Below are 23,334 nucleotides of genomic sequence, written 5' to 3'. Positions count from 1 at the left end.
TCCAGTGACGACGCAGCACACCCTGGGGGACCGGGCCCGGGCCGCCACGACCCACGGCCTGGTCGAACAGTCGGCCCGCACCCGGCCGGACACCGTCGCGCTGCGCGGGCCCGACGCCTCGCTCACCTACGGGCAGCTCGACACCCGGGCCGACGGCCTCGCCCGCGCACTCGCGGACGCCGGAGCCGGACCCGGGGTACCGGTCGCCCTCACCGTGCCCCGCTCCTGCGCCCATGTCGTGGCGACCCTGGCCATCTGGAAACAGGGCGGTATCTGCGTCCCGGTCGATCCCCTGCTGCCCGCACGGCGCGCCGAGCGGCTGATGGCGCTCTCCGGGGCGCGGATCACGGTCGGCCCCGGTCTGGAGGTCTCGACCACCCCGGCACCCGGCGCCCCGCACACCTGGGCGGCCGGCTCCGCACCGGCGGACCGCATCGCCTACGTGTTCTTCACCTCCGGCTCCAGCGGCGAGCCCAAAGCCGTCGCGATCCCGCACTCCGGCATCGTCAACGAAGCACTGTGGACCGCCGGGACGTACGGCTTCGGCCCCGGCACCGTGGGAAGCTGGCTGTCCTCTCCCGGCTTCGCCATCACCCGCTGGGAACTGTGGTCGCCGCTGACCGCCGGGGCCTGCGTCGCCGTCGCCGATGAAGGCACCGAATGGGACGCCCCGGCCGTCCAGCGATGGCTGTGCGAGAACGGCGTGACCTGGAGCGTGGTGGTGACCGGCCTCGGCGAGCGGCTGATGGCGCTGGCCTGGCCCGGGGAGACCGCCCTGCGGGTCCTGATCACCGGCGGGGAACAGCTGAGGTCCTGGCCCGAAGGGCTCCCCTTCGAGGTGGTCAACTCCTACGGCGTCACGGAGACCTCCGGGGTCCGTCTGGTCGCCCCGCTCAACCCCCTCGACGCTCCCGGCGCACGGCCCGAGGGCCTGCCGCCGATCGGCGCGCCCATCCGCGAGACGTCCGCCTACGTCCTCGACGCGGACCTGCGTCCGGTCCCCGAAGGCGAGACGGGCGAGCTGTACATCGGCGGCACGGGACTCGCCCACGGATACCTGGGCCGCCCGGGGCTGACCGCGGAACACTTCGTGCCCGACCCCTTCCGGGGCGCCGGACACCGCATGTACCGCACCGGAGACCTCGTACGCCGTACGGCCGACGGTTCCCTCGGGTACGTCGGCCGGGGCGACGGCGAATCCAAGGCCCGCGGAGTACGCCTCAACCCCGCCGAGGTCGAGTCTGCGCTGCTCGCCCACCCCGCCGTCACCGCGGCGGCCGTCCTCGTCCGCCCCGACGGGGTCACCGGATACGTGGTGCGCCGGGAAGGGGCCGGGCTCCACGCCCATGAGCTGCGCGCCTTCCTCGCGGGCCGGCTGCACGCGGCGGCCGTGCCCACCGTCCTCGTCGAACTCCCCGCGCTTCCCGTCCTGCTCAGCGGCAAGACCGACCGCAACGCACTTCCCCGGCCCACCGCGGACAGCACACTGACCGACCGCCACGCCCCACCGCTGGGTCCCGTGGAGGAGACGGTCGCCGAGGCGTTCGCCGCGATCCTGGACGTCCGTCGAGTCGGCCGCGACGACGACTTCTTCGCCCTCGGCGGCGACTCCCTGGGCGTCGCCCGGCTCAAAGCCCGACTCGAGCGGACGTACGCCGTACCGGCCCCTGCCGCGACGCTCTTCGAGGAACGGACCCCGCGCCGCATCGCCACCGCCCTCTTCCCGCACGACGGCCCCCCGCCGCCCCGGCCGCCCGCAGAGCGCGCCACCGGTCCGGAAACCGCCGGCAGCCGCGCCGACTGGGTCGCCACCCTCAGCGACGACGAGGTGGAGGACCTGCTGGCGGTCATGGACCGGATGGAGGAAAGGTGACCACACAGGCCTCGCACCCCCACGGAGCGGAAGGCGAGGGCCACCAGGCCGACGGCAGGAGCCGGCGCGAGGAACTCGCCGAGCGCCTCGGCCGGCCCGGCACCTCGGCAGCCGTCACCGGCGCTCCACGGATCGTTCCGGCCTCCAGCGGCCAGCGCGGACTGTGGTTCCTGGAACAGATCGCCCCGAAGACCGCCGCCTACGTGGAGACCGCGGCGATCGACCTCGCCGGGCCGTACGACACCGCCGCCCTGCGCTCGGCGCTCGCCGACGTGGTCGACGGCCAGGCCGCTCTGCGCACCGCCTGCGTCACCGGCCGCTCCGGCCCCGTACAACTGGTCCACCCGCCCGGCACGGTCACCGTGCCTCTCCACGAGAGCACCCACCCGGGAGACCCCGACGACCCGCACACACTCCGGGCCCGCCTGGAGCACGACGGGATGCTCGAGCCGTTCGACCTGGGCCGGGCACCGCTGCTGCGGGCCCGCCTCTACCGGGTCTCACCCACCCGCGCCACCCTGGTCCTGGCCGTCCACCACATCGTCTGGGACGGCGCGTCCATGGGAGTACTGCTGGCGGACCTCACCGCCGCCTACGAGGCACGGAGCACCGGTCGCACGGACACCACGCACCGCACAGGGCCGGACTACACGGACCTGACGCTGGCCGAACGCGGCCGGGAGAGCGACGCCGGCCACCGAGCCTCCCTGGACCACTGGGCCGAGCTGCTGCACGGCGCCCCCGTGACCGCCCTCCCCGCGACGGCCGGCCCCGGCGACACCCCGCAGGAGGCCGGCGCCGTTCCCCGCCGCAGCGGCGTCGTACGGCGCAGCGTCCCCGCCCCGACCGTCGAACGTCTTCGGGCCCGGGCCAACGAAGCGGGCTGCACGATGTTCATGATGGGGATCGCCTGTCTCACCGCCGCCCTGCGCCCCGGCCCCGCGCCCCTCCCCGTCCTCGTGGCGGCCCCCATGTCGGTACGACCGCCGGGTGCCGAACGGCTCATCGGCTACCTGACCAACACCGTGCCCGTCCTGGTCACCCCGCCGCCGGGCAGCTCGCGTCGGGTGTTCCTGGAAGAAGTACGCCGTAGCTGTGTGCGGTCGTGGACCCACCGCGCGGTGCCCCTGGAAGACATCGTGGCGGCCGCCGCACCGGCGCGCACCGCCGGCCACCCTCCGTTCGCCGACGTCCTGTTCAACTACACGGCCTTGCCGGAGCCCGTCCGCGACGCGACCGGCCTGACCTGGCAGGCCCACTGGCTGCCCAGCCCCAGTCCACGCTGCGCCCTCCTGGTCTCCTGGAACGAATCGCAGGGCCGGCTGCTCGTCCGGCTCGAACACGACCCCGGCCGGCTCACGGCCGGGACGGCGAACGCCGTCGCCGACGCGCTCCTCGCCGTGGCCGAGCACCTCGCCGAGGCCGACGACATCCCCTACGACGCGCTGCCCGCCCTCGCATCCCCGCCTCTCCCGGCCCCGGCGGCGGCCGAGCAGGCCGGCCGGCCCGGGACGGGACGCCCCGGTGCCCGGACCGTCACGTCCGGGGTCCGGGCAGCGGCCGCGCAGGTGTGGCGCGAGGCCCTCGGTCTCGACGAGACCGACGAACTCGACGACGAGGACGACTTCTTCGAGCTCGGCGGCCGGTCCCTCGACGCGGCCAGGATCGCGACGAAGCTGAGCGCCGCGCTGGGGCGCGACGTCTCCCTGCGCACCGTGCTCGACACGGAATCCTTCGGCGAGTTCCTGGCTCAGGTGGAACTGGCCCCCACCACCGCGACGAAAGGGGCCTGACATGCCCGATCCAACGGCGACCGTCGACACCGGCGCGGCACTGCCCCTCGCCGCCCGGACCGCGCAGCTCAGGTCCTCGGCCATCGGTGCCGTGCTGCGGCTCGCCGAGGCGCCCGGAATCATCCCCCTCGCCGCGGGCAGCCCCGCGCACGAACTGTTCCCCGCCGCGGCCGTCGAAGAGGTGTCGGGCCGGCTGCTGCGCGAGCAACCAGGCATCCTCCAGTACGGCGACACCGCCGGACTGCCGGAACTGCGCGAGTGGATCGCCGCCCACGTCGGGGCACGGCTCGGCGCACCGCCCAGGCCCGAGCACACGATCCTGGCGCACGGCTCGCAGCAGGCCCTGGACCTGGTCTGCAAGGCCCTGCTCGACCCCGGGGACACGGTGGTCGTCGACCGGCCCTCGTACGTCGGGGCCCTCCAGGTCTTCCGGCTGTACGAGGCGGAACTCGCCCCGGTCCCGCTGGCCTCCGACCCCGGACTCGGCGCCCTCACCGACGCACTGGAACAGGGGCTGCGGCCCCGTCTCGTGTACACCGTGCCGGACTTCGCGAACCCCACCGGCGCCCAGCTCACCCTGGTGCAGCGCCGGCGGCTGGCCGGCCTCGCCGACCGGTACGGCTTCGTCATCGTGGAGGACGACCCCTACGGCGAGCTCCGCTACGACACGGACGGGACCACGGCACCCCCTCCCGCGCTCGCGTCCCTCTCCGACCGGGTGATCCGCCTCGGCAGCTTCTCCAAGGTCCTCTTCCCGGCCGCCCGGCTCGGCTACCTCACCGCCCCCGCACCCCTGGCCCCGGTGCTCGGCCTGCTCAAACAGGCATCGGACCTCGGCAACTCGGGGTTCATCGAGCGCATCGTGCTGGAACTGGTCACCCGCCCCGGCTTCGTGGACGACCAGACCGCCGCGGCCCGCACCCTGTACGCCGCGCGCCGCGACGCGCTGGCCCTTGCCCTGCGCCGGCAGTTCGGCGACACGCTGCAGTTCGACATGCCCGGGGGCGGATTCTTCATCTGGGCCCGCTTCGCCGACCGCACCGACGCCGCCGGCCTGCTGGCCCACTCCCTCCGCCACCGGGTCTCCTACGTGCCCGGCGCCGAGTTCTACGCGGCCGGCCCCGACCGGGCGACGCTTCGGCTCTCGTTCTCCGGCTGTTCCACCGGCGACCTCGCACGCGCGGCCGGACACCTGCACGCCGCCTGGAGCTCGGCGGCGGCCGGCGGCCTGGCGGCCGTCGCCCCGGGCGGTGGGGCGGCCCGGTGAAGAAGACCCTCAAGGCGGTCCGCCGGAACGGCACTTTCGGGCCGCTCACGGACGCCCCCTTCGACGTGGAGCGGTTCCTGGCCAGGCCGCTGGTGGCCCGGCTGGCCACGGACGGGCCGACGGTGCGCCCGGTGTGGTTCCTGTGGGAGGACGAGTGCTTCTGGGTGCTCACCGGCGCCTGGTCCCGGCTTCCGCGGCGGCTCGCGAAGAACCCGGCGTTCGAACTCGTCGTCGACACATGCGATCTGGACACCGGCGTCACCCAGCAGGTCGTGGCGGGCGGGCAGGGCGGGATCGTGCCGCTCGACAACGCCCGGGCACGGCGCAAACTGGTTCGCTACCTTGGTCCGGACGAGGCGGTGTGGGACCCGCGGTTCGCGCTCGGCGACGCCTCCGGGAGCGGGGGAACCCTGTGGGCCCGCCTCGTGCCGGACGTCCTGCGGATCGCCGATCTGTCGTTCACACCTCCAGGGGCCACGACAGGAGAGGCGGACGCGCATGGGTGAGCCGGACACCGGCGGCACACCGGCACGGGACACGACGGGAACGGGCACGCGGACGGAGACCGAGACGGCACCCGCCAACCGGTCCTACCGCGAGGTGCTGCGCAACCGCCGGGTCGCCGCACTCCTCACCGGCGACCTGCTGTCCCACGTGGGCACCGGCATGATCATCGTCGCGATGCCCGTACAGACCCTGGACATCCACGGCTCGGTGCCGCCGGCCATCGCGATCTCCGTGGTCGAGACGGCACCGTTCGTCCTGTCCACCGTCCTGGCACTCGGCATGGGGCTGGGGCGGCTGCGGGTACCGCCGCGCGTCCTGCTGCTCGCCGACTGTCTGCTGCGGTCCGCCGTGTTCGTCACGCTCGCGGTCCTCTCCGTCAACGGGGACCTCACACTGCCCGTCCTCGTCGCGGGGCTGCTGTTCGGCTCGGTGTTCCGGCTCGTCGGATCCAGCGCGCGCAGGCTCCTGGCCACCTCGATGGTGGGGGAGGAGGACCTGTTCGCCGTCAACGGCCTCCTGGGCGTCAACAGCAACTTCGCCCTGTACGTCGTGGGCCCGGCCGTCGGCGGCCTGGCCGTCGTCGCCTGGGGGCCCGGCGCCGTCCTGCTGTTCGACGCGATCGGCTCACTGCTGCTGTCGGCCGTCGTTCTGCTCTGGGTGCCGGGGCAGCCCCCGGAAGAACGCCGGACCGAGGAGGACGACACCCAGTCCGGGTGGCGGATCCTGCGCCGCAGGCCGCAGACCGCCCGGCTCTTCGCCGTCGTCTTCTTCTTCAACTTCTTCTACATGCCGGTGGAGATCGCCCTTCCCCTCCTCGTGCGGGGGCCGCTGGACTCCAACGGCGCCGGCCTCGGTGCGCTGTGGGGCGCCTTCGGAGTGGGCGCCCTCCTCGGCGCCGTCGTCACCAACTACACCCGCAGAGTGCGCGAACACACCCTGCTGATCGCGATCATCGCCCTGTGGGCACTGTGCCCGCTCGCGCTCGCGATCTCGGGCGACCTCGCCGTCGCGGTGCTGGTCTTCGCGCTCGGCGGTCTGGTCTGGGCCCCCTTCACCCCGGTCGTCTTCAGCTTCGTGCAGTCCGCGCTGCGCCCCGACGAGCAGCAGCCCGTGGTGACGCTGTGGGTCGCGGGATCCACCCTCGCCGCGCCCCTCGGTCTGGCAGCGGGCGGCCCGCTGATCGAATACGTCGGCACCCGCGGAGGGCTGGCCCTGTCCGGGCTGCTGACCCTGCTGCTCGTCCCGCTCGCCGGGGTGGGCCTCCTGGCCTCGAAGAGAAAGGACGCCGCCGGTGCCTGACGAGAACACCACCGTGTACGACGTCGTGGTCAACGAACAGGACCAGTACTCCCTGTGGGCCGGCGGCACCCCGCTGCCCGGCGGATGGCGGGCCGAAGGCTTCAGCGGGCCCAAGGACGCCTGCCTGTCCTACATCGACAGGACCTGGACGGCGATGCAGCCGCCCGGCACCCGGCAGCCGGAGGACGAAGGGACAGCCACATGAAGCCGTTCGACAGCGCCGATTCCTGGGACCGGCTCGACACCTACGACACCACCGAATGGGCGGTCGGCGACGACGAGGAGGAGGCGAGCGCCTTCCTGGCGAAGGCCGCGCAGGGCGGCCCCGCACTCGAACTCGGCGTGGGCACCGGACGCGTCGCGCTCCCGCTGGCCCGCCACGGGGTACCGGTGACCGCCGTCGAGTCCTCGCCCAAGATGATCGAACAACTGCGCGCCAAACCCGGAGGCGACGAACTCCGCATCGTCGAGGCGGACTTCACCGACGTGCCCGTCGAGGGCGAATTCAGCCTGGTCTACTGCGTGTTCAACACGTTCTTCCTGCTGCTCAGCCAGGAGGCCCAGGTGCGCTGTTTCCAGCACGTCACCGCCCGGCTGCGCCCCGGCGGCGCGTTCGTCCTGCAGACCTTCGTCCTGACCGCCGAGCACTACGGCTCGGAACAGATCACCGAGACCATGTACGTCGGCGACGACCAGACCGTGCTCCTGGCCTCGGTGCACGACCCCGTCGCCCAGCGGTTCAACCGCCAGCAGATCGTGCTGACCCCGGCCAACACCCGGTTCCTCCCGATGTCCTTCCGGTACTCATGGCCCTCCGAGCTGGACCTCATGGCATCCCTGGCGGGGCTGACGAGGGAGGCACGCTGGAGCGGCTGGAACGGTGAGCCGTTCCGTCACCCCGGCCCGTGCGTCACCGTCTACCGCAAGAGCGCGTAGAGGGGGCACCCGGATGTCCGGACACCGCACCGCGCACCCGCCGACCGCCTCCGACGCACCACTGGCCTGGGGCCAGGAGAACTACTGGTACGTCCGCTTCCTGCGGACCGAGGGCAGCTCGAAGATCGCGACGTCCTGGGCCGTCCCGGAATCCGCGTCGCGGGAACAGGTCACCGCGGCCGTCCAGGAACTCCTGCGCCGCCACGAGTCGCTGCGCACCACCTTCCCGCAGGGACCCGACGGGCGCCCGGTGCAACGTGTCCACCCGCCCCGGCCCGTCGACGTACCCGTACTGAGCCTGGAGCCGGGACAGAGCCCGGCCGAGCTCACCTCCCGCTGCGCCCGGCCCCCCATGGACCCCGAGACCGACCTGCCGGTGCGATTCGCCCTGATGACCTCCGCCGGCCGGCCGTTCCGCCTGATCATCGTGGTCAATCACATCGCGGCCGACGGCGCGGGCATCGAAGCGCTGTGGCGCGACTTCGCGGCCCTGCTCGGCGCCGGGCCGCGCCCCACGCGCCATCCCGCCGCCCGCACCCCCGGCGAACAGGCGAGGCACGAACGGAGCGAGGACCTCCACGAGCACCGCAAACGCGTCCTCGACCACCTCCACGAATGCTTCAGCCAGGCACCCCGGGCCACCTTCCCCGGATTCCGCCCCGCGGCCGCGGACACCGCACCGGCCGGCGGAGCGTCAGACACCACGGAGCCCGCGACGGGGCGGCCGCTCACGGGTCCGGGCACCGGGCAGCCGACCGCCGTCTATCACAAGGCGGCCCTGCGCTCCGCACACCTCCACGCGCGCGTGGAGACGCTGGCACGCCGCCACCGCACGCTGCCGTCCCTGGTCTACCTGGCCGCCTACGCCGTCCTGCTGGGCGCACACAGCGGCCACGACCGCTTCGTCCTCCAGTCGTCGTTCGCCAACCGCCCGCCGGAGCTGGAACACGTGGTGGGCTGCTTCTTCCAGCGAGCTCCGGTACGCATCGACCTGACGGGCGCCACCACCGCCGGCCTGGCGCTGCGCGCCGTCAAGAACTCGGCGATGGACGCGTGGGAACACGCCCACCACTCCTACTGGGACATGCGCGACGCCAAGGCCCGCGCGGAGGCCGAGCGCGGCCACCCCGTGCGGATCGGCGTCGGATACAACTACTTCGCCTCCGACGTGCTGTCCCGGGCCTGGTACATCGAACCCGACACCGCACCCGACATGACACTGCGGTGGAAGAACCCGGGCAAGACCGACGACGCACTCGACGCCCACCTGGAAGTGCTCCTGGACGGGCCGGTCGTCGAACTGTCCCTGCTGGCCCACCGGTCCGTGCTCGACCGGCACACCACCGGCACGCTCCTGCACGCCGTCACCGCCCTGATCGGACGCTGGGCCGAGGCCCCGGCCGGCACCGACCCGGAGTCGGCCGCCCTGACCACCGAACTCGGCTTCCCACCCGCCCGGTTGCCGGCCGGCTGGCAGCTCGCCGGACCCAGCTGGGTCAACGTTCCCCGGCTGACCGAGTGCCTGCGCTCGGCCCCCGGCGCCGCCACGGCACGGGTGTTCGCCGTGCCCGCCGCGCACCGCCCGGGACGGGCCGGCCTGGAGGCGTACGTCGCGGGGACACACCGGCGCCCCGGCCTCGTCCCGCTGCTGGACCACGTACGGGCCTCGGTCGCGGCCCACGCGGACCTCGTCCCGCCCGACCGGATCGTGCTCTGCGACCGTCCGCCGCACGACCCGGACGACCTCAGGGACTGGCAGGCGCTGCCCGGGCACACCCGGGAGACACACGACACCACCGCCCCGGCCGCCGCCGTCCGCCCACCGCGCGACGCCGCGGAGGAAGCGCTGTGCGCGGCGATCGGCAGATACCACCCGGGTGCCGAGGTGGGGACCGGCCTTCCCTACGCGGCGGCGGGCGGAAGCGCGGCCGCCGCCGTCGCCGTGGCCCGCGAACTGGGCCGCGCAGGCTTCCAGGGCCTGCACCCCGAGGAACTGCTCAGCCCCGTGCCGCTGCGGACCCTCGCCGCGCGACTGCACCGGTGAACGAGCCCCGCACCCCACCCGCCCCGATCGAAAGGCCCGGATCACATGAGGACGCTGCTGGTCACCGGAGGGAACGGCTACGTCGGCACGGTGCTGACCGCCCAGGCACTCGCCCAGGGCTGGCGGGTCTTCACCCTCGACACCCGGCCACGCGACGAGAGCCCCCTCCCGCCGGGAGACCTCACCGAGGTCGCCGGGGACATCCGCACCCCGGAGGAGTGGAGCGGCGTCCTGCGCCACGTCGACCACGTCGTCCACCTGGCCGCGGTGGTCGGCGACCCGGCCTGCGGCGCCGACCCCGACACCGCCTGGGAGACCAACTACCTGGCCACCGTCAGACTGGCCGAGGCATGCCACCGCCACGACATCCGCGAACTCGCCTTCGCCTCGACCTGCAGCAACTACGGAGTGGCCGCCGACCACATGGCCCACACCTGGTCACCCGTCGCCCCGCAGTCCGTGTACGCGAAGTCGAAGGTCTTCGCCGAACACCACCTGCTCTCCGCCCGCGACCGCGGACTGCGCGCCCGCATCCTGCGGTTCTCCACGCTCTACGGCTGGTCGCCCCGCATGCGCTTCGACCTCGTGGTCAACCGGATGACGGCCGACGCGACATGGGACGGCGTCATCAACCTCGTCGGCGGCGAGCAGTGGCGCCCCTTCCTCCACGTACGCGACGCCGCGGGAGTGGCCCTGGCCTCCCTCACCGCCACCTGCCCCGAACTCATCCACAACTGCGGTGTCACCAGCGAGAACTACCGCATCGCCGATGTGGCCCGCATGGTCGGTGAAGCCGTGCCCCAGGCCCGGCTGCTGCAGACGCCGGGCGGCTCCGACCGGCGCGACTACCGGGTCGACTTCGACGGCCTGGAGAAGAGCCTCGGTTTCCGTCCGGGATGGACGGTCTCCGCGGGGATACGCGAGATCGTCGGACAACTGCGCTCCAGCCACGGACCGACCGGTGTGGGCGGCATGGCCGCAGTGATGAACTGATGGGCCGCCTCCCCGCCGTGGCCGGCGGCGTCCCGCGCTTCGGCCGACGCGTACCGGTGACGCGCCCCACCCTGGCGACGGACGCCGCACTGATGACGGAGATCCGCACCGTCCTGGAGTCGGGGATGCTCACCTCCGCCAGGCACGTACGGGCCTTCGAGGAGGAGGCCGCAGAGTTCCTCGGCGTGGCCGACGTCGTGGCCGTCAGCAGTTGCACCACCGGTCTGATGCTGACCCTGCGCGCTCTGGGCACGACCGGGGACGCCGTCCTGCCGAGCTTCACCTTCATGGCGACAGGCCACGCCGCCGCATGGCACGGCCTGACCCCCGTACTCGCCGACTGCGACCCGTCCACCTACACCCTGGACACCGACTCGGCCGCCGCCGCGCTCACCGGCGACACCGGGGCCGTCATCGGCGTGCACACCTTCGGGGTCTGCTGCGACGCGGACACCCTCCACCGGCACACCGAGGACCGCGGCATTCCCCTGGTCCTGGACGCGGCACACGCCTTCGGCGCCCGCTACCCCGACGGAACCATGGCCGGAGGCAAGGGAATCGCCGAAGTCTTCAGCCTCAGCCCGACCAAGGTGCTCCCCGCAGGCGAAGGCGGCCTCGTCGCCACCCGTTCCACCGCCCTCGCGGCCGACCTCCGTCAGGCACGCGAATACGGCAACCCCGGCGACTACGACGCCCGCATGATCGGCCTCAACGGCCGGATGACCGAGATCAACGCGGTGATCGGCAGGGCCGCCCTGCGCGCCCTGCCCGGCCGCCTCGCCCAGCGGGCCGAACTCGCCGACCGCTACCGCAGCCGGCTGGCCCAGCTGCCCGGGCTCGGCTTCCAGTCCGTCCCCGACGGCGCCACCAGCACGTACAAGGACTTCACGGTACGGATCGACGCCGGCCGGCTGGGCCTGACACGCGGCCGACTGGCAGCGGCCCTGGACGCCGAGAACATCGACACCCGCACCTACTTCGACCCACCCCTGCACACCCAGACCGCCTACCGCACCCTCGCCCGCCGCCCCACGGCACTGCCCGCCACCGAAAGCCTCTCCCGCACCCTGCTCACCCTGCCCCTCTACAGTCACATGGGCGTGGACACCGTGGACAGGATCTGCGAGACCATCGCCGAGCTCCATGAACACAGCCGGATCATCAACGCCGCCGCCGGCGACGCCCGCGGCACGACGGAGGCCGCGGCGGCAGAAGGAACAGTGAGCGCTTCATGAACTACGTGATGGACCTGCGGAAACTGGTGGGCTCCCGGCCACTCCTGCTCCCGGGCACCTCGGTGCTCATCACCGACGACCAGGACAGGCTGCTTCTCGTGGAACGCGTCGACACCGGAGACTGGGGGCTGCCGGGCGGCCTCATGGAACCGGGGGAGTCCTTCGAGGAGACGGGGGTGCGCGAGGTCCGCGAGGAGACCGGCCTGGACATCCGCGACCTCGAACTCTTCGGCGTCTACTCCGGTGCCGACTACTACTACCGATACCCGCACGGCGACGAGATCTACAACGTGACGGCGGCCTACACCGCCCGGATCGCGGGCGGCCGGCCGGCTGCGGACGGCGCGGAGACCAGGAGGCTGCGCTTCTTCCCCCTCGACGGCCTTCCCCAGGACATCCTCGCCCCCGAACTGCCCATCGTCGAGGCGTTCCTGGACAGGTCGGGCCGCGCCCGGGGCCGGGGGCCCCGGGCGGCACGGCCGTGAGGGCCGTCCGGCTGTTCACGGCCCCCGCACCCGGCCGGGCCGCCAACGAGGACGCCTGCGTACACGCCGGCAACCTGCTGGGCGTCCTGGACGGGGTGACCCAGCCGCCCGGGCTGGTCTCCGGCTGCCGGCACGGAGCCGCCTGGTACAGCGCCCGCCTCGCCGCCCGCCTCGCCGACGTGCACCGCTCCAGCCCGCAAGGCGCTCTGACCGACCTGCTCGCCCAGGCCGTCGCGGCCGTACGCGGGGACCACGGCGGCCACTGCGACCTGGGCCGGCCCACCACACCGGCCGCCGCGGTATGCCTGCTGCGCACCTCACCCGGCCGCGCCGACTTCCTGCTCCTGTGCGACACGACCCTCGTCGTGGAGAGTCCCGACGGGGTCCGGGCGACGACCGACCACCGCCTCGCGGACACCGTCTCCCGCCTCCGCGCGCAGGAGAACAGCGGCGGCACCGCGAACCTCACCCGCGAGAGCGCCGAGGAACGGGCCGTGCGGTACGCCCTCATGAAGAGCGCGTACACCAACCGCCCCGAGGGCTACTGGATCGCCGCCGCGGACCCCGCCGCGGCGGAGCACGCGCACACCGGAACCCTCCCGCTGGGCGGCCCGGACGGCCTCACCCGGGCGGCCCTCCTCACCGACGGCGCCGCACGTGCGGTCGACGTCTTCTCCCTGTTCGGCTGGCCGGAACTGCTCGGCCTGCTGGCGGGCGAGGGGCCCCGGGCACTGGTGGACTCCGTACGGAAGGCGGAGTACGCAGCCGCCCGTCAGGACGGCCCCGGCGACGAGAAGGCACACGACGACGCGACAGTCGGCTATGTGGAGTTCTGAGACCTCGCCCCCAAGGATGAGCCCATGCCGGAAGAGAACGGACACCGCTCGCCCCTCCAGCCGTGCGACCTCGACACCGTGCGGGACCGGCTCCGCTCCCATCCGGCCGTGGAACAGGCCGACGTCCACCTCGCCGCAGGCGGCGGCCTGACCGCCCACGTCGTGCCCGCGCACGGCCCGCAGCGGGACGGCGCCGGTGCGGCGGCTGAGGGCCTCGCGCCGCCCGATGCGGAGACGGTCGACACCTGGCGGTCGGTCTTCGACGACTGCTACCGCGGCGAGAGCCCACCGACCGCCGGATGGACGGACAGCTTCACCGGTCGCCCCGTCCCCGCCGACGACATGGCCGAGTGGGTGGCCACGACCGTGGCGCGGATCCTGGCACTCGAGCCGACCCGGCTGCTGGAACTGGGCGCCGGCACCGGGCTGTTGATGTCCCGCCTGACAGCCCGGGGAGCGCTGCGGGAGTACACGGCCACCGACCTCTCCCCCGAATCCGTGCGGGTCCTCACCGCTCTCGCCGCACGGCTGAGCCGCACGCACCCGGCGCCGCCGTCCATCACGGTGCACGAGGCGTCCGCCACCGCACCCGCCCCGCCCTCCCGGCACGGGGGATACGACGTGGCGGTCCTCAACTCCGTCATCCAGTACTTCCCGTCGACCCGTTACCTGGAAGACGTCCTCCACCGGATCGTGCCGGCGATGCGCCCCGGCGGCCACATCTTCCTCGGCGACCTGCGCAACGGGGACCTCCTCGAAGAGTTCGCGTGCCTCAAGCACCACCGCCGCGCCACGCCCGGCACCCCGCCCGAGCGGATCGCCCGGAAGATCACCCGCGAACTGCGCCGGGACGGCGAGCTGCTCCTGTCACCCGGCTATCTGCACGGCCTGCCCGCCCGGCTCGGTGCCGTCACGGCGGTGGAGACGGCACCGCGGCGCGGCGCCGCCCGCAACGAGATGACGCTCTTCCGCTACGACGCGGTGCTCCACGTGGGCTGCGAGGCACCCGTGACGGAGCCGGACTGGCAGGACGGCACGGAACTCACCCTGCCGGTCCTCGCGGGTCAGGTGGACCGCAGAACCCGCGCGTTCGGCTACCGATCCCTGGTTAACGCCCGCCTGCGGGACGCGCACCGGCTGCGCCGCACCTACCTGCCCGGACGCTCCACCGCCGCGGAAGCCGCGGCCGTCGACCCGGAGGAGGCGTGCTCCCTCGCCGAGGAGAACGGCTGGACCCCCCGCCTGCGCTGGACCCCCCGAACGGACCGCGGCGAGTTCGACCTGTGGCTCGTGCCGCCGGCCGCCACCCGCGACCACTTCCGGTTCGCCGTCCCGTGGCAGGGTCCCGCCGCGCCGCGGCACCGGATGTTCCCGCCCCGCACGGAACACGAGAGGAAAGCCGAGCTGACGTCCTTCCTCACCGGACGGCTTCCCGAGCGGCTCGTGCCGTGCGACATCGTCTTCACCGAGCGCCTCCCGCGCCCGGCCGGGCACCTCCACCGGTGACCGCCGGCCCGCGGGGGCGTTCCACGAAGCGGTCGGGGCATGACGGCGAGGGTGTGCTCCGGTTAGGGTCGCAGCGGCGCGACTGCCTTGACGTGCGCAAGGCTCGAACAGCAAGGGGAGAGCAAGGTGGCTGACGCTGCAGTGGACGGGGCCCGCCGGGTGCTCGTCGCCGCGGACAAGTTCAAGGGTTCGCTGACGGCCGTCGAGGTCGCCGAGCGGGTCGCGGCCGGTCTGCGCCGGGTCGTGCCGGACGTCGAGGCCGAGGCGCTGCCGGTGGCCGACGGCGGCGACGGCACCGTGGCCGCGGCGGTCGCGGCCGGCTTCGAACGCCGGGAGGTGCGGGTCGCCGGGCCCCTCGGTGACGAGGTGACGGCGGCGTTCGCGCTGCGCGACGGCACCGCGGTCGTGGAGATGGCCGAGGCGAGCGGGCTCCAGCGGCTGCCGGCCGGTGTACTGGCCCCGCTGACCGCCTCCACGTACGGCTCGGGCGAGCTGCTGCGGGCCGCGCTGGACGCGGGCGCGCGGACGATCGTGTTCGGGGTCGGCGGCAGCGCGACCACCGACGGCGGCGCGGGCATGCTGTCCGCGCTGGGCGCGCGGTTCCTGCGCGGCGACGGGGAGCCCGTCGCGCCCGGTGGCGGCGCTCTCGCCGAGGTGGCCTCGGCCGACCTGTCGGGACTGGACCCGCGCCTGAAGGACGTCGAGCTGGTGCTCGCGAGCGACGTCGACAACCCGCTGACCGGCCCCAAGGGCGCCCCGGCCGTCTACGGCCCGCAGAAGGGCGCGTCCCCCGAGGACGTGGAGGCGCTGGACGCGGCCCTCGCGCACTTCGCGAAGGTGCTGGAGGAGACCGTGGGGTCGCGGGCCGCCGAGTACGCGGCCTCGCCGGGCGCGGGTGCGGCGGGCGGCATCGGCTACGGCGCGCTGCTGCTCGGGGCGCGGTTCCGGGCCGGCATCGAGGTGATGCTGGACGTGCTGGGCTTCGCGCCGGCGCTGGAGCGGGCGGATCTCGTGATCACGGGGGAGGGCTCGCTGGACGAGCAGACCCTGCACGGAAAGGCTCCGGCGGGCGTCGCGGCGGCGGCCCGGGCCGCGGGCAAGGAGGTCGTCGCGGTGTGCGGTCGGCTGGCGCTGCCGGCGGAGGCGCTGGGGAGGGCCGGGATCCGGCGGGCGTATCCGCTGACGGATGTGGAGCCGGACGTGGCGAAGTGCATCGCGGAGGCCGGCCCGATCCTGGAGCGGGTCGCGGAGCGCATCGCCCGCGACTTCCTGGCGTAGGCCAGAACGGGCCTCGTCCTCGAACCCCGGACGGGCCGTGTGCGGCTCGCTTCCGTCCCGACCGAGTCGGGTGCGGGGGTGGGCACGGGCCCGGGGGTCTGGGGGCGTCCACGCCGGCGTCGGCACCGGACGGGGCTCGGTCCATGCCGCTGAGCCCGTCCCGCGCCCGGCCGAACTGGCGGGGGAAGTCGGTGGCGCCCGGCAGGGAGAGCGCGGTCACGTACTCGTGCCGCGCCTCGGCCCGGCGGCCCGCCGCCGCACAGGTGCTGCCCAGCCGGATACGGACCTCCATCTCCAGCCCCGCGCTCGTGTGCCGGGTGAGCGCGGCCGGCGCCCGGCGGTGCGTGTCGATCGCCGAGCGCAGCCTGCCCTCGAGGTGTTCCACGGTCGCGAGGCGGGACAGGCTCGCGGCGTGCAGCGGCCGGTCCTCGGCGTCGACGGCCCGTTCGGCGGCGCGCCGCAGCAAGTCCTTGGCCCCGCAGTTCGCCGAGGCTGCGCACGTCGTCGGACATGCGGCCGGCTCACCCTGCTGAACGTCATGACCGGCTTCCCGAGCCCCACCCGTGGACGAGAACGGCGACCTCTCCTGCGAAGAGGCGGCGACCTTCGACAAGTGCACGGACGACCACGACTCCGAGGCGTTCGGCAAGGCGCCGAAGGGCGAGTCGTACGAGGCCTGCGACATCCACCTCACCGACGCCGGCGACAGCGGCGCGCCGACCGGCGTCGAGTGGGTCGAAGGCGGCGGGAGCGAACCGGTCGCGGTCTGGAAGTAGCACCCACCGCGCCGCGCGGCAGCCGGGAATCGTCAGACAGCCCCTGAGCAGAGGGCCCCGGACCCGACCCGGGTCCGGGGCCCTCACAAGCAATGCCGCTACGGCAACTGCGCCGCCCGCGCCTCGCGCCGGTTGCCGCGGAAGTTGTTCACCCTGCGAGCGGTGGCGAACAGCGGGATCACCGCGCCCATCACCAGCTGCAGCGCACACCCCGTCTGGAGCAGCAGCTGCCCGCTCGGCGCGTCGAACGCCCAGCCGGCCAGCAGGCCCATCGACAGGACGATCCACGACAGCATCGCCACCGCGAGGCGCCCCCGCGGCTTGGGGTACTCGACCCGGCTCACCATCAGCCAGGCCGTACCGATGATCGCGAGGAGCGTCGCCACGAAGGGCAGCTCCAGCAGCACGATGGAGACCACCGTCAGCGCGCCGAACGGCGACGGCATGCCCTGGAAGGTGCCGTCCTTCACGGTGACGCAGGAGAATCTCGCGAGTCTCAGCACCACCGCCAGCAGCACCACGATCGCGCCCACCGCCGCGACCCGCTGATACGCGTCGTGCGCGACCATCCCGTAGACCAGCACGAAGTACGCCGGCGCCAGCCCGAAGCTGATCAGGTCGGACAGGTTGTCCAGCTCGGCGCCCATGGGCGAGGAGCGCAGCTTGCGCGCGACCAGACCGTCGAACAGGTCGAAGATCGCCGCGCACAGCATCAGGATCACCGCGGTGGCCGCGCTGTGCCGGGCCATGCCCGACTCCTCGCTGCCCGTCAGGTGCGGGATCAGGATGCCGGTGGTGGTGAAGTACACCGCCATGAACCCGCACGTGGCGTTGCCGAGGGTGAGGGTGTCCGCTATCGAGAGGCGCAGCGAGAGCGGCATCTCCTCCTCGTCGTCCACCTCGTCGGCCTCGGGCACCCAGCCGGCCTGGGTCTGTGGATCAATCACGGTCAATGCGAGTCACCCCAGCCACCGTCTTCTGCCCCACCTCGACCGCGACCTCCACGCCCTCCGGCAGGTACAGGTCGACGCGCGAGCCGAAGCGGATCAGACCGACCCGGTCGCCCTGCTCGACCTTCGTGCCCTGCGGCACGTAGGGGACGATGCGGCGGGCCACCGCGCCGGCGATCTGGATCATCTCGATGTCACCGAGCTCGGTGTCGAAGTGCCACACCACCCGCTCGTTGTTCTCGCTCTCCTTGTTGAAGGCGGGAACGAAGCCACCGGGGATGTGCTCGACCGAGGTCACCGTGCCCGACAGCGGGGCGCGGTTGACGTGGACGTTGAGCGGGCTCATGAAGATCGCGACGCGGGTGCGGCCGTCCTTCCACGGCATGATGCTCTGCACCACACCGTCGGCGGGCGAGATGACCCGGCCCTGGGTGATCTCGCGCTCGGGGTCGCGGAAGAACCACAGCATCCCCGCCGCGAGCGCGGTGGCGGGGACGGCGACGGCCTTGGCCGCGCCCGAGCGGCGGGCGCGGAGCAGGCTGACGGCTGCGGTGGCGACGGTCGGCAGAAGCCACGGCGATGCTCCGCGCGCGAGGCGTACGCCGGCGAGGCTGTCGCGAGGTGCAGAGGTTGGGCTGTGGGGCATGGATGACCTTCGTAGCGGATGATGCCGCGCTCTGACGGGGGACGGCGGCTTTCCGGCGATCGTAGCGGCTATCGACCGCAACTGGGTAAGCCAGGAAGCCGAGTCGGCGGCCGAACAGTGCCTACGGGGTGTGACCTTCTTCTCCAAGAAAACACCCCGTATCCGGACATCTAACCCTGGAATCGATACTCTTCGAGCAGTCGGCGGCCGATGATCATTTTCTGGATCTCGGCGGTGCCTTCACCGATCAGAAGCATCGGAGCCTCGCGGTAGAGCCGCTCGATCTCGTACTCCTTGGAGAAGCCGTACCCGCCGTGGATCCGGAAGGCGTCCTCCACGACCTCCTTGCAGTACTCGGAGGCGAGGTACTTGGCCATCCCCGCCTCCAGGTCGTTTCGTTCGCCCGAGTCCTTTTTGCGTGCAGCGTTCACCATCATCGCATGCGCCGCCTCCACCTTGGTAGCCATCTCCGCCAGCTTGAACTGGATGGCCTGGTGCTGGGCGATCTGCTTGCCGAAAGTGTGACGCTGCTGGGCGTACTGGACACCCAGCTCGAAGGCACGCTGAGCGACGCCGCAGCCACGCGCCGCCACATTCACGCGGCCGACCTCGACGCCGTCCATCATTTGGTAAAAACCTCGGCCGGTGACGCCGCCGAGCACCCGGTCGGCCGGAATGCGCAGGCCGTCCATGATGAGCTCGGTCGTGTCGACGCCCTTGTAGCCCATCTTGTCGATCTTGCCGGGGATGGTGAGGCCGGGCCGGACCTCGCCGAAGCCGGGCTCCTTCTCCACCAGGAAGGTCGTCATCGACTTGTGCGGCGCCGTGCCCTCGGGGTGACCCTCGTCACTCCTGACGAGAACGGCCACCAGCGACGACGTGCCGCCGTTCGTCAGCCACATCTTCTGGCCGTTCAGGACGTACTCGTCGCCGTCCTTCACCGCCTTCGAGGAGATGGCGGAGACGTCCGAGCCGAGCGCCGGCTCCGACATGGAGAAGGCGCCCCGGATGTCGCCGGCGGCCATGCGGGGCAGGAAGTGGTCCTTCTGCTCCTGCGTTCCGTGCTGCTTCAGCATGTACGCCACGATGAAGTGCGTGTTGATGATGCCGGACACCGACATCCAGCCGCGGGCGATCTCCTCCACGCACAGCGCGTAGGTGAGGAGCGACTCGCCCAGGCCCCCGTACTCCTCCGGGATCATCAGGCCGAACAGGCCCAGTTCCTTCAGCCCGTCGACGATGTCCTGCGGGTACTCGTCCCGGTGCTCCAGTTCGGTGGCGACCGGGATGATCTCCTTGTCCACGAAGTCACGGACGGTGGAGAGGATCTCCGTCTGCACGTCCGTGAGACCGTGGGTCTGGGCGAGGCGGCTCATCTACTTCCCCTGTTCCTTCAGCTCGGGGCGGCCCGGCTGCTCGCCGCCGCGCTCCTTGATGTACGTCTCGGTCGGCACCATCACCTTGCGGCGGAAGACGCAGACCAGCGTGCCGTCCTGCTTGTAGCCCTTGGTCTCGACGTGGACGATGCCCCGGTCGTTCTTCGACTTCGAGGGCCACTTGTCGAGCACGGTGGTCTGGCCGTAGACGGTGTCGCCGTGGAAGGTCGGCGCCACGTGCTTGAGCGACTCGATCTCCAGGTTGGCGATCGCCTTGCCGGAGATGTCGGGGACCGACATGCCGAGCAGGAGCGAGTAGACGTAGTTGCCGACCACCACGTTCTTGCCGAAGTCCGTCGTCTTCTCGGCGTAGTTCGTGTCCATGTGGAGCGGGTGGTGGTTCATGGTGAGGAGGCAGAACAGGTGGTCGTCGTACTCCGTGACCGTCTTCCCGGGCCAGTGCTTGTAGGTCGCCCCGACCTCGAACTCCTCGTAGGTGCGTCCGAACTGCATCGCGCTCAGCCCTCCGGGATCTCGAACTTGCTGGTGCGCTGCATGCCGGCGGCGCGGCCCTTGCCCGAGATGACCAGGGCCATCTTGCGGCTGGCCTCGTCGATCATCTCGTCGCCGAGCATCGCCGAGCCCTTCTTGCCGCCCGCCTCGGACGTGTAGTAGTCGTACGCGTCCAGGATCAGCTCGGCGTGGTCGTAGTCCTCCTGCGACGGCGAGAAGATCTCGTTGGACGCCTCGACCTGGCCCGGGTGCAGCACCCACTTGCCGTCGAAGCCGAGGGCGGCGGCGCGCTGGGCGACGGCGCGGTAGCCCTCCACGTTGCGGATCTGGAGGTAGGGGCCGTCGATCGCCTGGAGGTTGTTGGCGCGGGCGGCCATCAGGATCTTCATCAGGATGTAGTGGTAGGCGTCCGCCGGGTAGCCGGGCGGCTGCTCGCCGACGACCAGCGACTTCATGTTGATGGACGCCATGAAGTCGGCCGGGCCGAAGATGATCGTCTCGACCCGCTGGGAGGCCTGCGCGATCTCGTTGACGTTGTTGAGGCCCTGGGCGTTCTCGATCTGCGCCTCGATGCCGATCTTGCCGACCTCGAAGCCCATGGTCTTCTCGATCTGCGTGAGCAGCAGGTCCAGCGCGACGACCTGCTGCGCGTCCTGGACCTTCGGCAGCATGATGCAGTCGAGGTTCTGGCCGGCGCCCTCGACGACCGTCACGACGTCGCGGTACGTCCACTCGGTCGTCCAGTCGTTGACGCGCACGACGCGGGTCTTGCCGGTCCAGTCGCCCTCGTTGAGGAACTTGACGATGGTGTGCCGTGCCTCCGGCTTGGCGAGCGGCGCGCAGGCGTCCTCCAGGTCCAGGAAGACCTGGTCCGCCGGGAGGCCCTGCGCCTTCTCCAGGAAGCGCGGGTTGCTTCCCGGGACCGCCAGACACGAGCGGCGGGGGCGAAGGCGGTTCACGGTCGTCATGCGGGGACCTCCAGGGGGTCGAGCTTGTTCGCGTTCCGGATCTCGTCGACGATCCGGCCGATGATGCCGGTGATGTCGAAGTCCTTCGGGGTGAAGACCGCGGCCACACCGGCGGCCCGCAGGTCTTCGGCGTCACCGTTGGGGATGATGCCACCGGCGATCACCGGTATATCTGTGGCACCGGCCACACGGAGCCGTTCGAGCACGTCCGGCACGAGCTGCGCGTGCGAGCCGGACAGGATGGACAGGCCCACCGCGTGCACGTCCTCCGCGAGGGCGGCGTCCACGATCTGCTCCGGGGTGAGCCGGATGCCCTGGTAGACCACCTCGAACCCGGCGTCGCGGGCCCGCACGGCGATCTGCTCGGCGCCGTTGGAGTGGCCGTCCAGGCCGGGCTTGCCGACCAGGAAGCGGAGCTTGCCGACGCCCATCTCCCCGGCCGTCAGTTCCACCTTGCGGCGGACCGTGGCGAGCGCCGAGCCCTCCTCGGCGGAGACCGCCACCGGCGCCGACGACACGCCGGTCGGCGCGCGGAACTCGCCGAACACCTCGCGCAGCGCCCCGGCCCACTCGCCCGTCGTGACGCCGGCGCGGGCGCACTCGAGGGTGGCCTCCATGAGGTTGTCGGTGCCCTTGGCGGCCTCCTTCAGCTTCTCCAGCGCCTTGCAGGGGCGCGGGTGGTTGAAGGGCGGCTGGTACCGGGTGTCGCGCCAGTGCTGGAGCGAGGCGATGACGCGGGCCTCCACCGCCGGGTCGACGGTCTGGATCGCGGTGTCCAGGTCGGCGGTCAGCGGGTTCGGCTCGGTGCCCTCGAAGGCGTTGACACCGATGATCTTCTCCTCGCCGGACTCGATCCGGGCCCGGCGCTCGGCGTGCGAGGCGACGAGCTGGGACTTGAGGTAGCCGGACTCGACGGCGGCCATCGCGCCGCCCATCTCCTGGATGCGCTCGATCTCCGCGAGGGACGCGGCGACCAGCTCGTCCACCTTCGCCTCGACCACCTTCGAGCCCTCGAAGAGGTCGCCGTACTCCAGCAGGTCGCTCTCGTAGGCCAGCACCTGCTGGATGCGCAGGGACCACTGCTGGTCCCAGGGGCGGGGCAGGCCGAGCGCCTCGTTCCAGGCGGGCAGCTGCACGGCGCGGGCGCGGGCGTCCTTGGAGAGGGTGACGGCCAGCATCTCGAGGACGATCCGCTGGACGTTGTTCTCCGGCTGCGCCTCGGTCAGTCCGAGGGAGTTGACCTGGACGCCGTAGCGGAAGCGGCGGTGCTTGGGGTTCTCGATGCCGTACCGCTCACGGGTGATGCGGTCCCAGATCCGCCCGAAGGCCCGCATCTTGCACATCTCCTCGACGAAGCGGACGCCCGCGTTCACGAAGAAGGAGATGCGGCCGACCACGTCACCCATGCGCTCCTGGGGCACCTGGCCGCTGTCGCGCACCGCGTCGAGCACGGCGATCGCGGTGGACATCGCGTACGCGATCTCCTGCACCGGCGTGGCGCCCGCCTCCTGCAGGTGGTAGCTGCAGATGTTGATCGGGTTCCACTTCGGGATGTGCGAGACCGTGTACGCGATCATGTCCGTCGTCAGGCGGAGGGACGGCCCCGGCGGGAAGACGTGCGTCCCCCGGGACAGGTACTCCTTGACGATGTCGTTCTGGGTCGTGCCCTGGAGCTTGGTGATGTCCGCACCCTGCTCCTCCGCGACGACCTGGTAGAGCGCCAGCAGCCACATGGCGGTGGCGTTGATGGTCATCGAGGTGTTCATCTGCTCCAGGGGGATGTCCTGGAACAGCCGGCGCATGTCGCCGAGGTGCGCGACGGGCACACCGACCCGGCCCACCTCGCCGCGGGCGAGGATGTGGTCGGAGTCGTAGCCGGTCTGGGTCGGCAGGTCGAAGGCGACCGACAGACCCGTCTGCCCCTTGGCGAGGTTGCGCCGGTACAGCTCGTTGGACGCCTCGGCCGTGGAGTGACCGGCGTACGTGCGCATGAGCCACGGCCGGTCCTTCTCCCGCCTTCCGCCGGCGGGCTGACGCTCAGTCATGCGGCGCT

The 23,334-nt window shown here is 72.3% G+C and carries 22 protein-coding genes; 16 read left to right on the top strand and 6 right to left on the bottom strand.

Features of this window, described 5'->3' with window-relative positions; genetic code table 11:
- Positions 1-4 precede the first annotated feature (4 nt).
- The 16 genes from AB0E77_RS09695 to AB0E77_RS09620 all read left to right on the top strand — a co-directional run bounded on the left by AB0E77_RS09695 (position 5) and on the right by AB0E77_RS09620 (position 16,828).
- The gene (locus tag AB0E77_RS09695; RefSeq protein WP_361568028.1) at positions 5-1,873 is read left to right on the top strand and encodes a non-ribosomal peptide synthetase; all 1,869 of its coding nucleotides are present in this window, start codon (positions 5-7) and stop codon (positions 1,871-1,873) included.
- Complete coding sequence (locus AB0E77_RS09690) at positions 1,870-3,666, top strand: condensation domain-containing protein (protein ID WP_361568026.1); 1,797 nt, start codon at positions 1,870-1,872, stop codon at positions 3,664-3,666. The genes AB0E77_RS09695 and AB0E77_RS09690 overlap by 4 nt, the downstream gene beginning before the upstream one ends.
- A gap of 1 nt (position 3,667) precedes the next feature.
- The gene (locus AB0E77_RS09685) at positions 3,668-4,933 is read left to right on the top strand and encodes a PLP-dependent aminotransferase family protein (protein WP_361568023.1); all 1,266 of its coding nucleotides are present in this window, start codon (positions 3,668-3,670) and stop codon (positions 4,931-4,933) included.
- Positions 4,930-5,439, top strand: coding sequence for a pyridoxamine 5'-phosphate oxidase family protein (locus tag AB0E77_RS09680; protein WP_361568020.1), 510 nt, complete (start codon positions 4,930-4,932; stop codon positions 5,437-5,439). The genes AB0E77_RS09685 and AB0E77_RS09680 overlap by 4 nt, the downstream gene beginning before the upstream one ends.
- Positions 5,432-6,739 carry an MFS transporter gene (locus tag AB0E77_RS09675; protein ID WP_361568017.1) on the top strand — a complete coding sequence of 436 codons (1,308 nt, stop codon included), beginning with the start codon at positions 5,432-5,434 and terminating at the stop codon, positions 6,737-6,739. Before AB0E77_RS09680 ends, AB0E77_RS09675 begins: the two co-directional genes overlap by 8 nt.
- The gene (locus AB0E77_RS09670; protein WP_361568015.1) at positions 6,732-6,944 is read left to right on the top strand and encodes an MbtH family NRPS accessory protein; all 213 of its coding nucleotides are present in this window, start codon (positions 6,732-6,734) and stop codon (positions 6,942-6,944) included. Before AB0E77_RS09675 ends, AB0E77_RS09670 begins: the two co-directional genes overlap by 8 nt.
- Positions 6,941-7,675, top strand: a complete 735-nt coding sequence (locus AB0E77_RS09665) for a class I SAM-dependent methyltransferase (RefSeq protein WP_361568013.1) — start codon at positions 6,941-6,943, stop codon at positions 7,673-7,675. The genes AB0E77_RS09670 and AB0E77_RS09665 overlap by 4 nt, the downstream gene beginning before the upstream one ends.
- A gap of 13 nt (positions 7,676-7,688) precedes the next feature.
- On the top strand, positions 7,689-9,719 hold the full coding sequence (locus AB0E77_RS09660) for a condensation domain-containing protein (protein ID WP_361568010.1): 2,031 nt from the start codon (positions 7,689-7,691) through the stop codon (positions 9,717-9,719).
- Positions 9,720-9,764: 45 nt separating this feature from the next.
- Positions 9,765-10,712 (top strand): NAD(P)-dependent oxidoreductase, encoded by a 948-nt coding sequence (locus AB0E77_RS09655; protein WP_361568007.1) that lies wholly within the window; start codon positions 9,765-9,767, stop codon positions 10,710-10,712.
- On the top strand, positions 10,712-11,947 hold the full coding sequence (locus tag AB0E77_RS09650) for a DegT/DnrJ/EryC1/StrS family aminotransferase (RefSeq protein ID WP_361568004.1): 1,236 nt from the start codon (positions 10,712-10,714) through the stop codon (positions 11,945-11,947). The genes AB0E77_RS09655 and AB0E77_RS09650 overlap by 1 nt, the downstream gene beginning before the upstream one ends.
- A complete protein-coding gene (locus AB0E77_RS09645; protein WP_361568001.1) occupies positions 11,944-12,432 on the top strand; it encodes an NUDIX hydrolase in 489 nt (162 codons plus the stop codon). Before AB0E77_RS09650 ends, AB0E77_RS09645 begins: the two co-directional genes overlap by 4 nt.
- A complete protein-coding gene (locus AB0E77_RS09640; RefSeq protein WP_361567999.1) occupies positions 12,429-13,268 on the top strand; it encodes a hypothetical protein in 840 nt (279 codons plus the stop codon). Before AB0E77_RS09645 ends, AB0E77_RS09640 begins: the two co-directional genes overlap by 4 nt.
- A gap of 24 nt (positions 13,269-13,292) precedes the next feature.
- Positions 13,293-14,774 carry a class I SAM-dependent methyltransferase gene (locus AB0E77_RS09635; protein ID WP_361567996.1) on the top strand — a complete coding sequence of 494 codons (1,482 nt, stop codon included), beginning with the start codon at positions 13,293-13,295 and terminating at the stop codon, positions 14,772-14,774.
- A 141-nt stretch (positions 14,775-14,915) separates the two neighbouring features.
- Entirely contained in the window at positions 14,916-16,052 is a 1,137-nt protein-coding gene (locus AB0E77_RS09630) for a glycerate kinase (RefSeq protein WP_361568242.1), read from the top strand.
- A gap of 143 nt (positions 16,053-16,195) precedes the next feature.
- The gene (locus tag AB0E77_RS09625; protein ID WP_361567994.1) at positions 16,196-16,585 is read left to right on the top strand and encodes a hypothetical protein; all 390 of its coding nucleotides are present in this window, start codon (positions 16,196-16,198) and stop codon (positions 16,583-16,585) included.
- A gap of 30 nt (positions 16,586-16,615) precedes the next feature.
- The gene (locus AB0E77_RS09620) at positions 16,616-16,828 is read left to right on the top strand and encodes a hypothetical protein (RefSeq protein ID WP_361567991.1); all 213 of its coding nucleotides are present in this window, start codon (positions 16,616-16,618) and stop codon (positions 16,826-16,828) included.
- Between the two features lie 98 nt (positions 16,829-16,926).
- Here AB0E77_RS09620 and pssA read toward each other — a convergent pair whose 3' ends face one another.
- From pssA to AB0E77_RS09590, 6 genes are all read right to left on the bottom strand, one after another.
- Positions 16,927-17,745: a CDP-diacylglycerol--serine O-phosphatidyltransferase gene (gene pssA, locus AB0E77_RS09615; RefSeq protein ID WP_077799326.1), complete on the bottom strand. Its 819-nt coding sequence runs from the start codon at positions 17,743-17,745 to the stop codon at positions 16,927-16,929.
- A gap of 22 nt (positions 17,746-17,767) precedes the next feature.
- On the bottom strand, positions 17,768-18,424 hold the full coding sequence (locus AB0E77_RS09610; RefSeq protein ID WP_361567988.1) for a phosphatidylserine decarboxylase: 657 nt from the start codon (positions 18,422-18,424) through the stop codon (positions 17,768-17,770).
- A gap of 170 nt (positions 18,425-18,594) precedes the next feature.
- Entirely contained in the window at positions 18,595-19,800 is a 1,206-nt protein-coding gene (locus AB0E77_RS09605; protein ID WP_361567985.1) for an acyl-CoA dehydrogenase family protein, read from the bottom strand.
- Complete coding sequence (locus tag AB0E77_RS09600) at positions 19,801-20,313, bottom strand: MaoC family dehydratase (RefSeq protein ID WP_043377938.1); 513 nt, start codon at positions 20,311-20,313, stop codon at positions 19,801-19,803.
- A 5-nt stretch (positions 20,314-20,318) separates the two neighbouring features.
- Positions 20,319-21,281, bottom strand: coding sequence for a CoA ester lyase (locus tag AB0E77_RS09595; RefSeq protein WP_361567982.1), 963 nt, complete (start codon positions 21,279-21,281; stop codon positions 20,319-20,321).
- A complete protein-coding gene (locus AB0E77_RS09590) occupies positions 21,278-23,326 on the bottom strand; it encodes a protein meaA (RefSeq protein ID WP_361567979.1) in 2,049 nt (682 codons plus the stop codon). The genes AB0E77_RS09595 and AB0E77_RS09590 overlap by 4 nt, the downstream gene beginning before the upstream one ends.
- Positions 23,327-23,334 lie beyond the last annotated feature (8 nt).

The sequence above is a fragment of the Streptomyces sp. NPDC032940 genome (assembly GCF_040636935.1).
GTDB lineage: Bacteria > Actinomycetota > Actinomycetes > Streptomycetales > Streptomycetaceae > Streptomyces.
The sequence above is the reverse complement of the archived record's forward strand: the minus strand, read 5'-3'. Positions and strand labels throughout refer to the sequence as shown.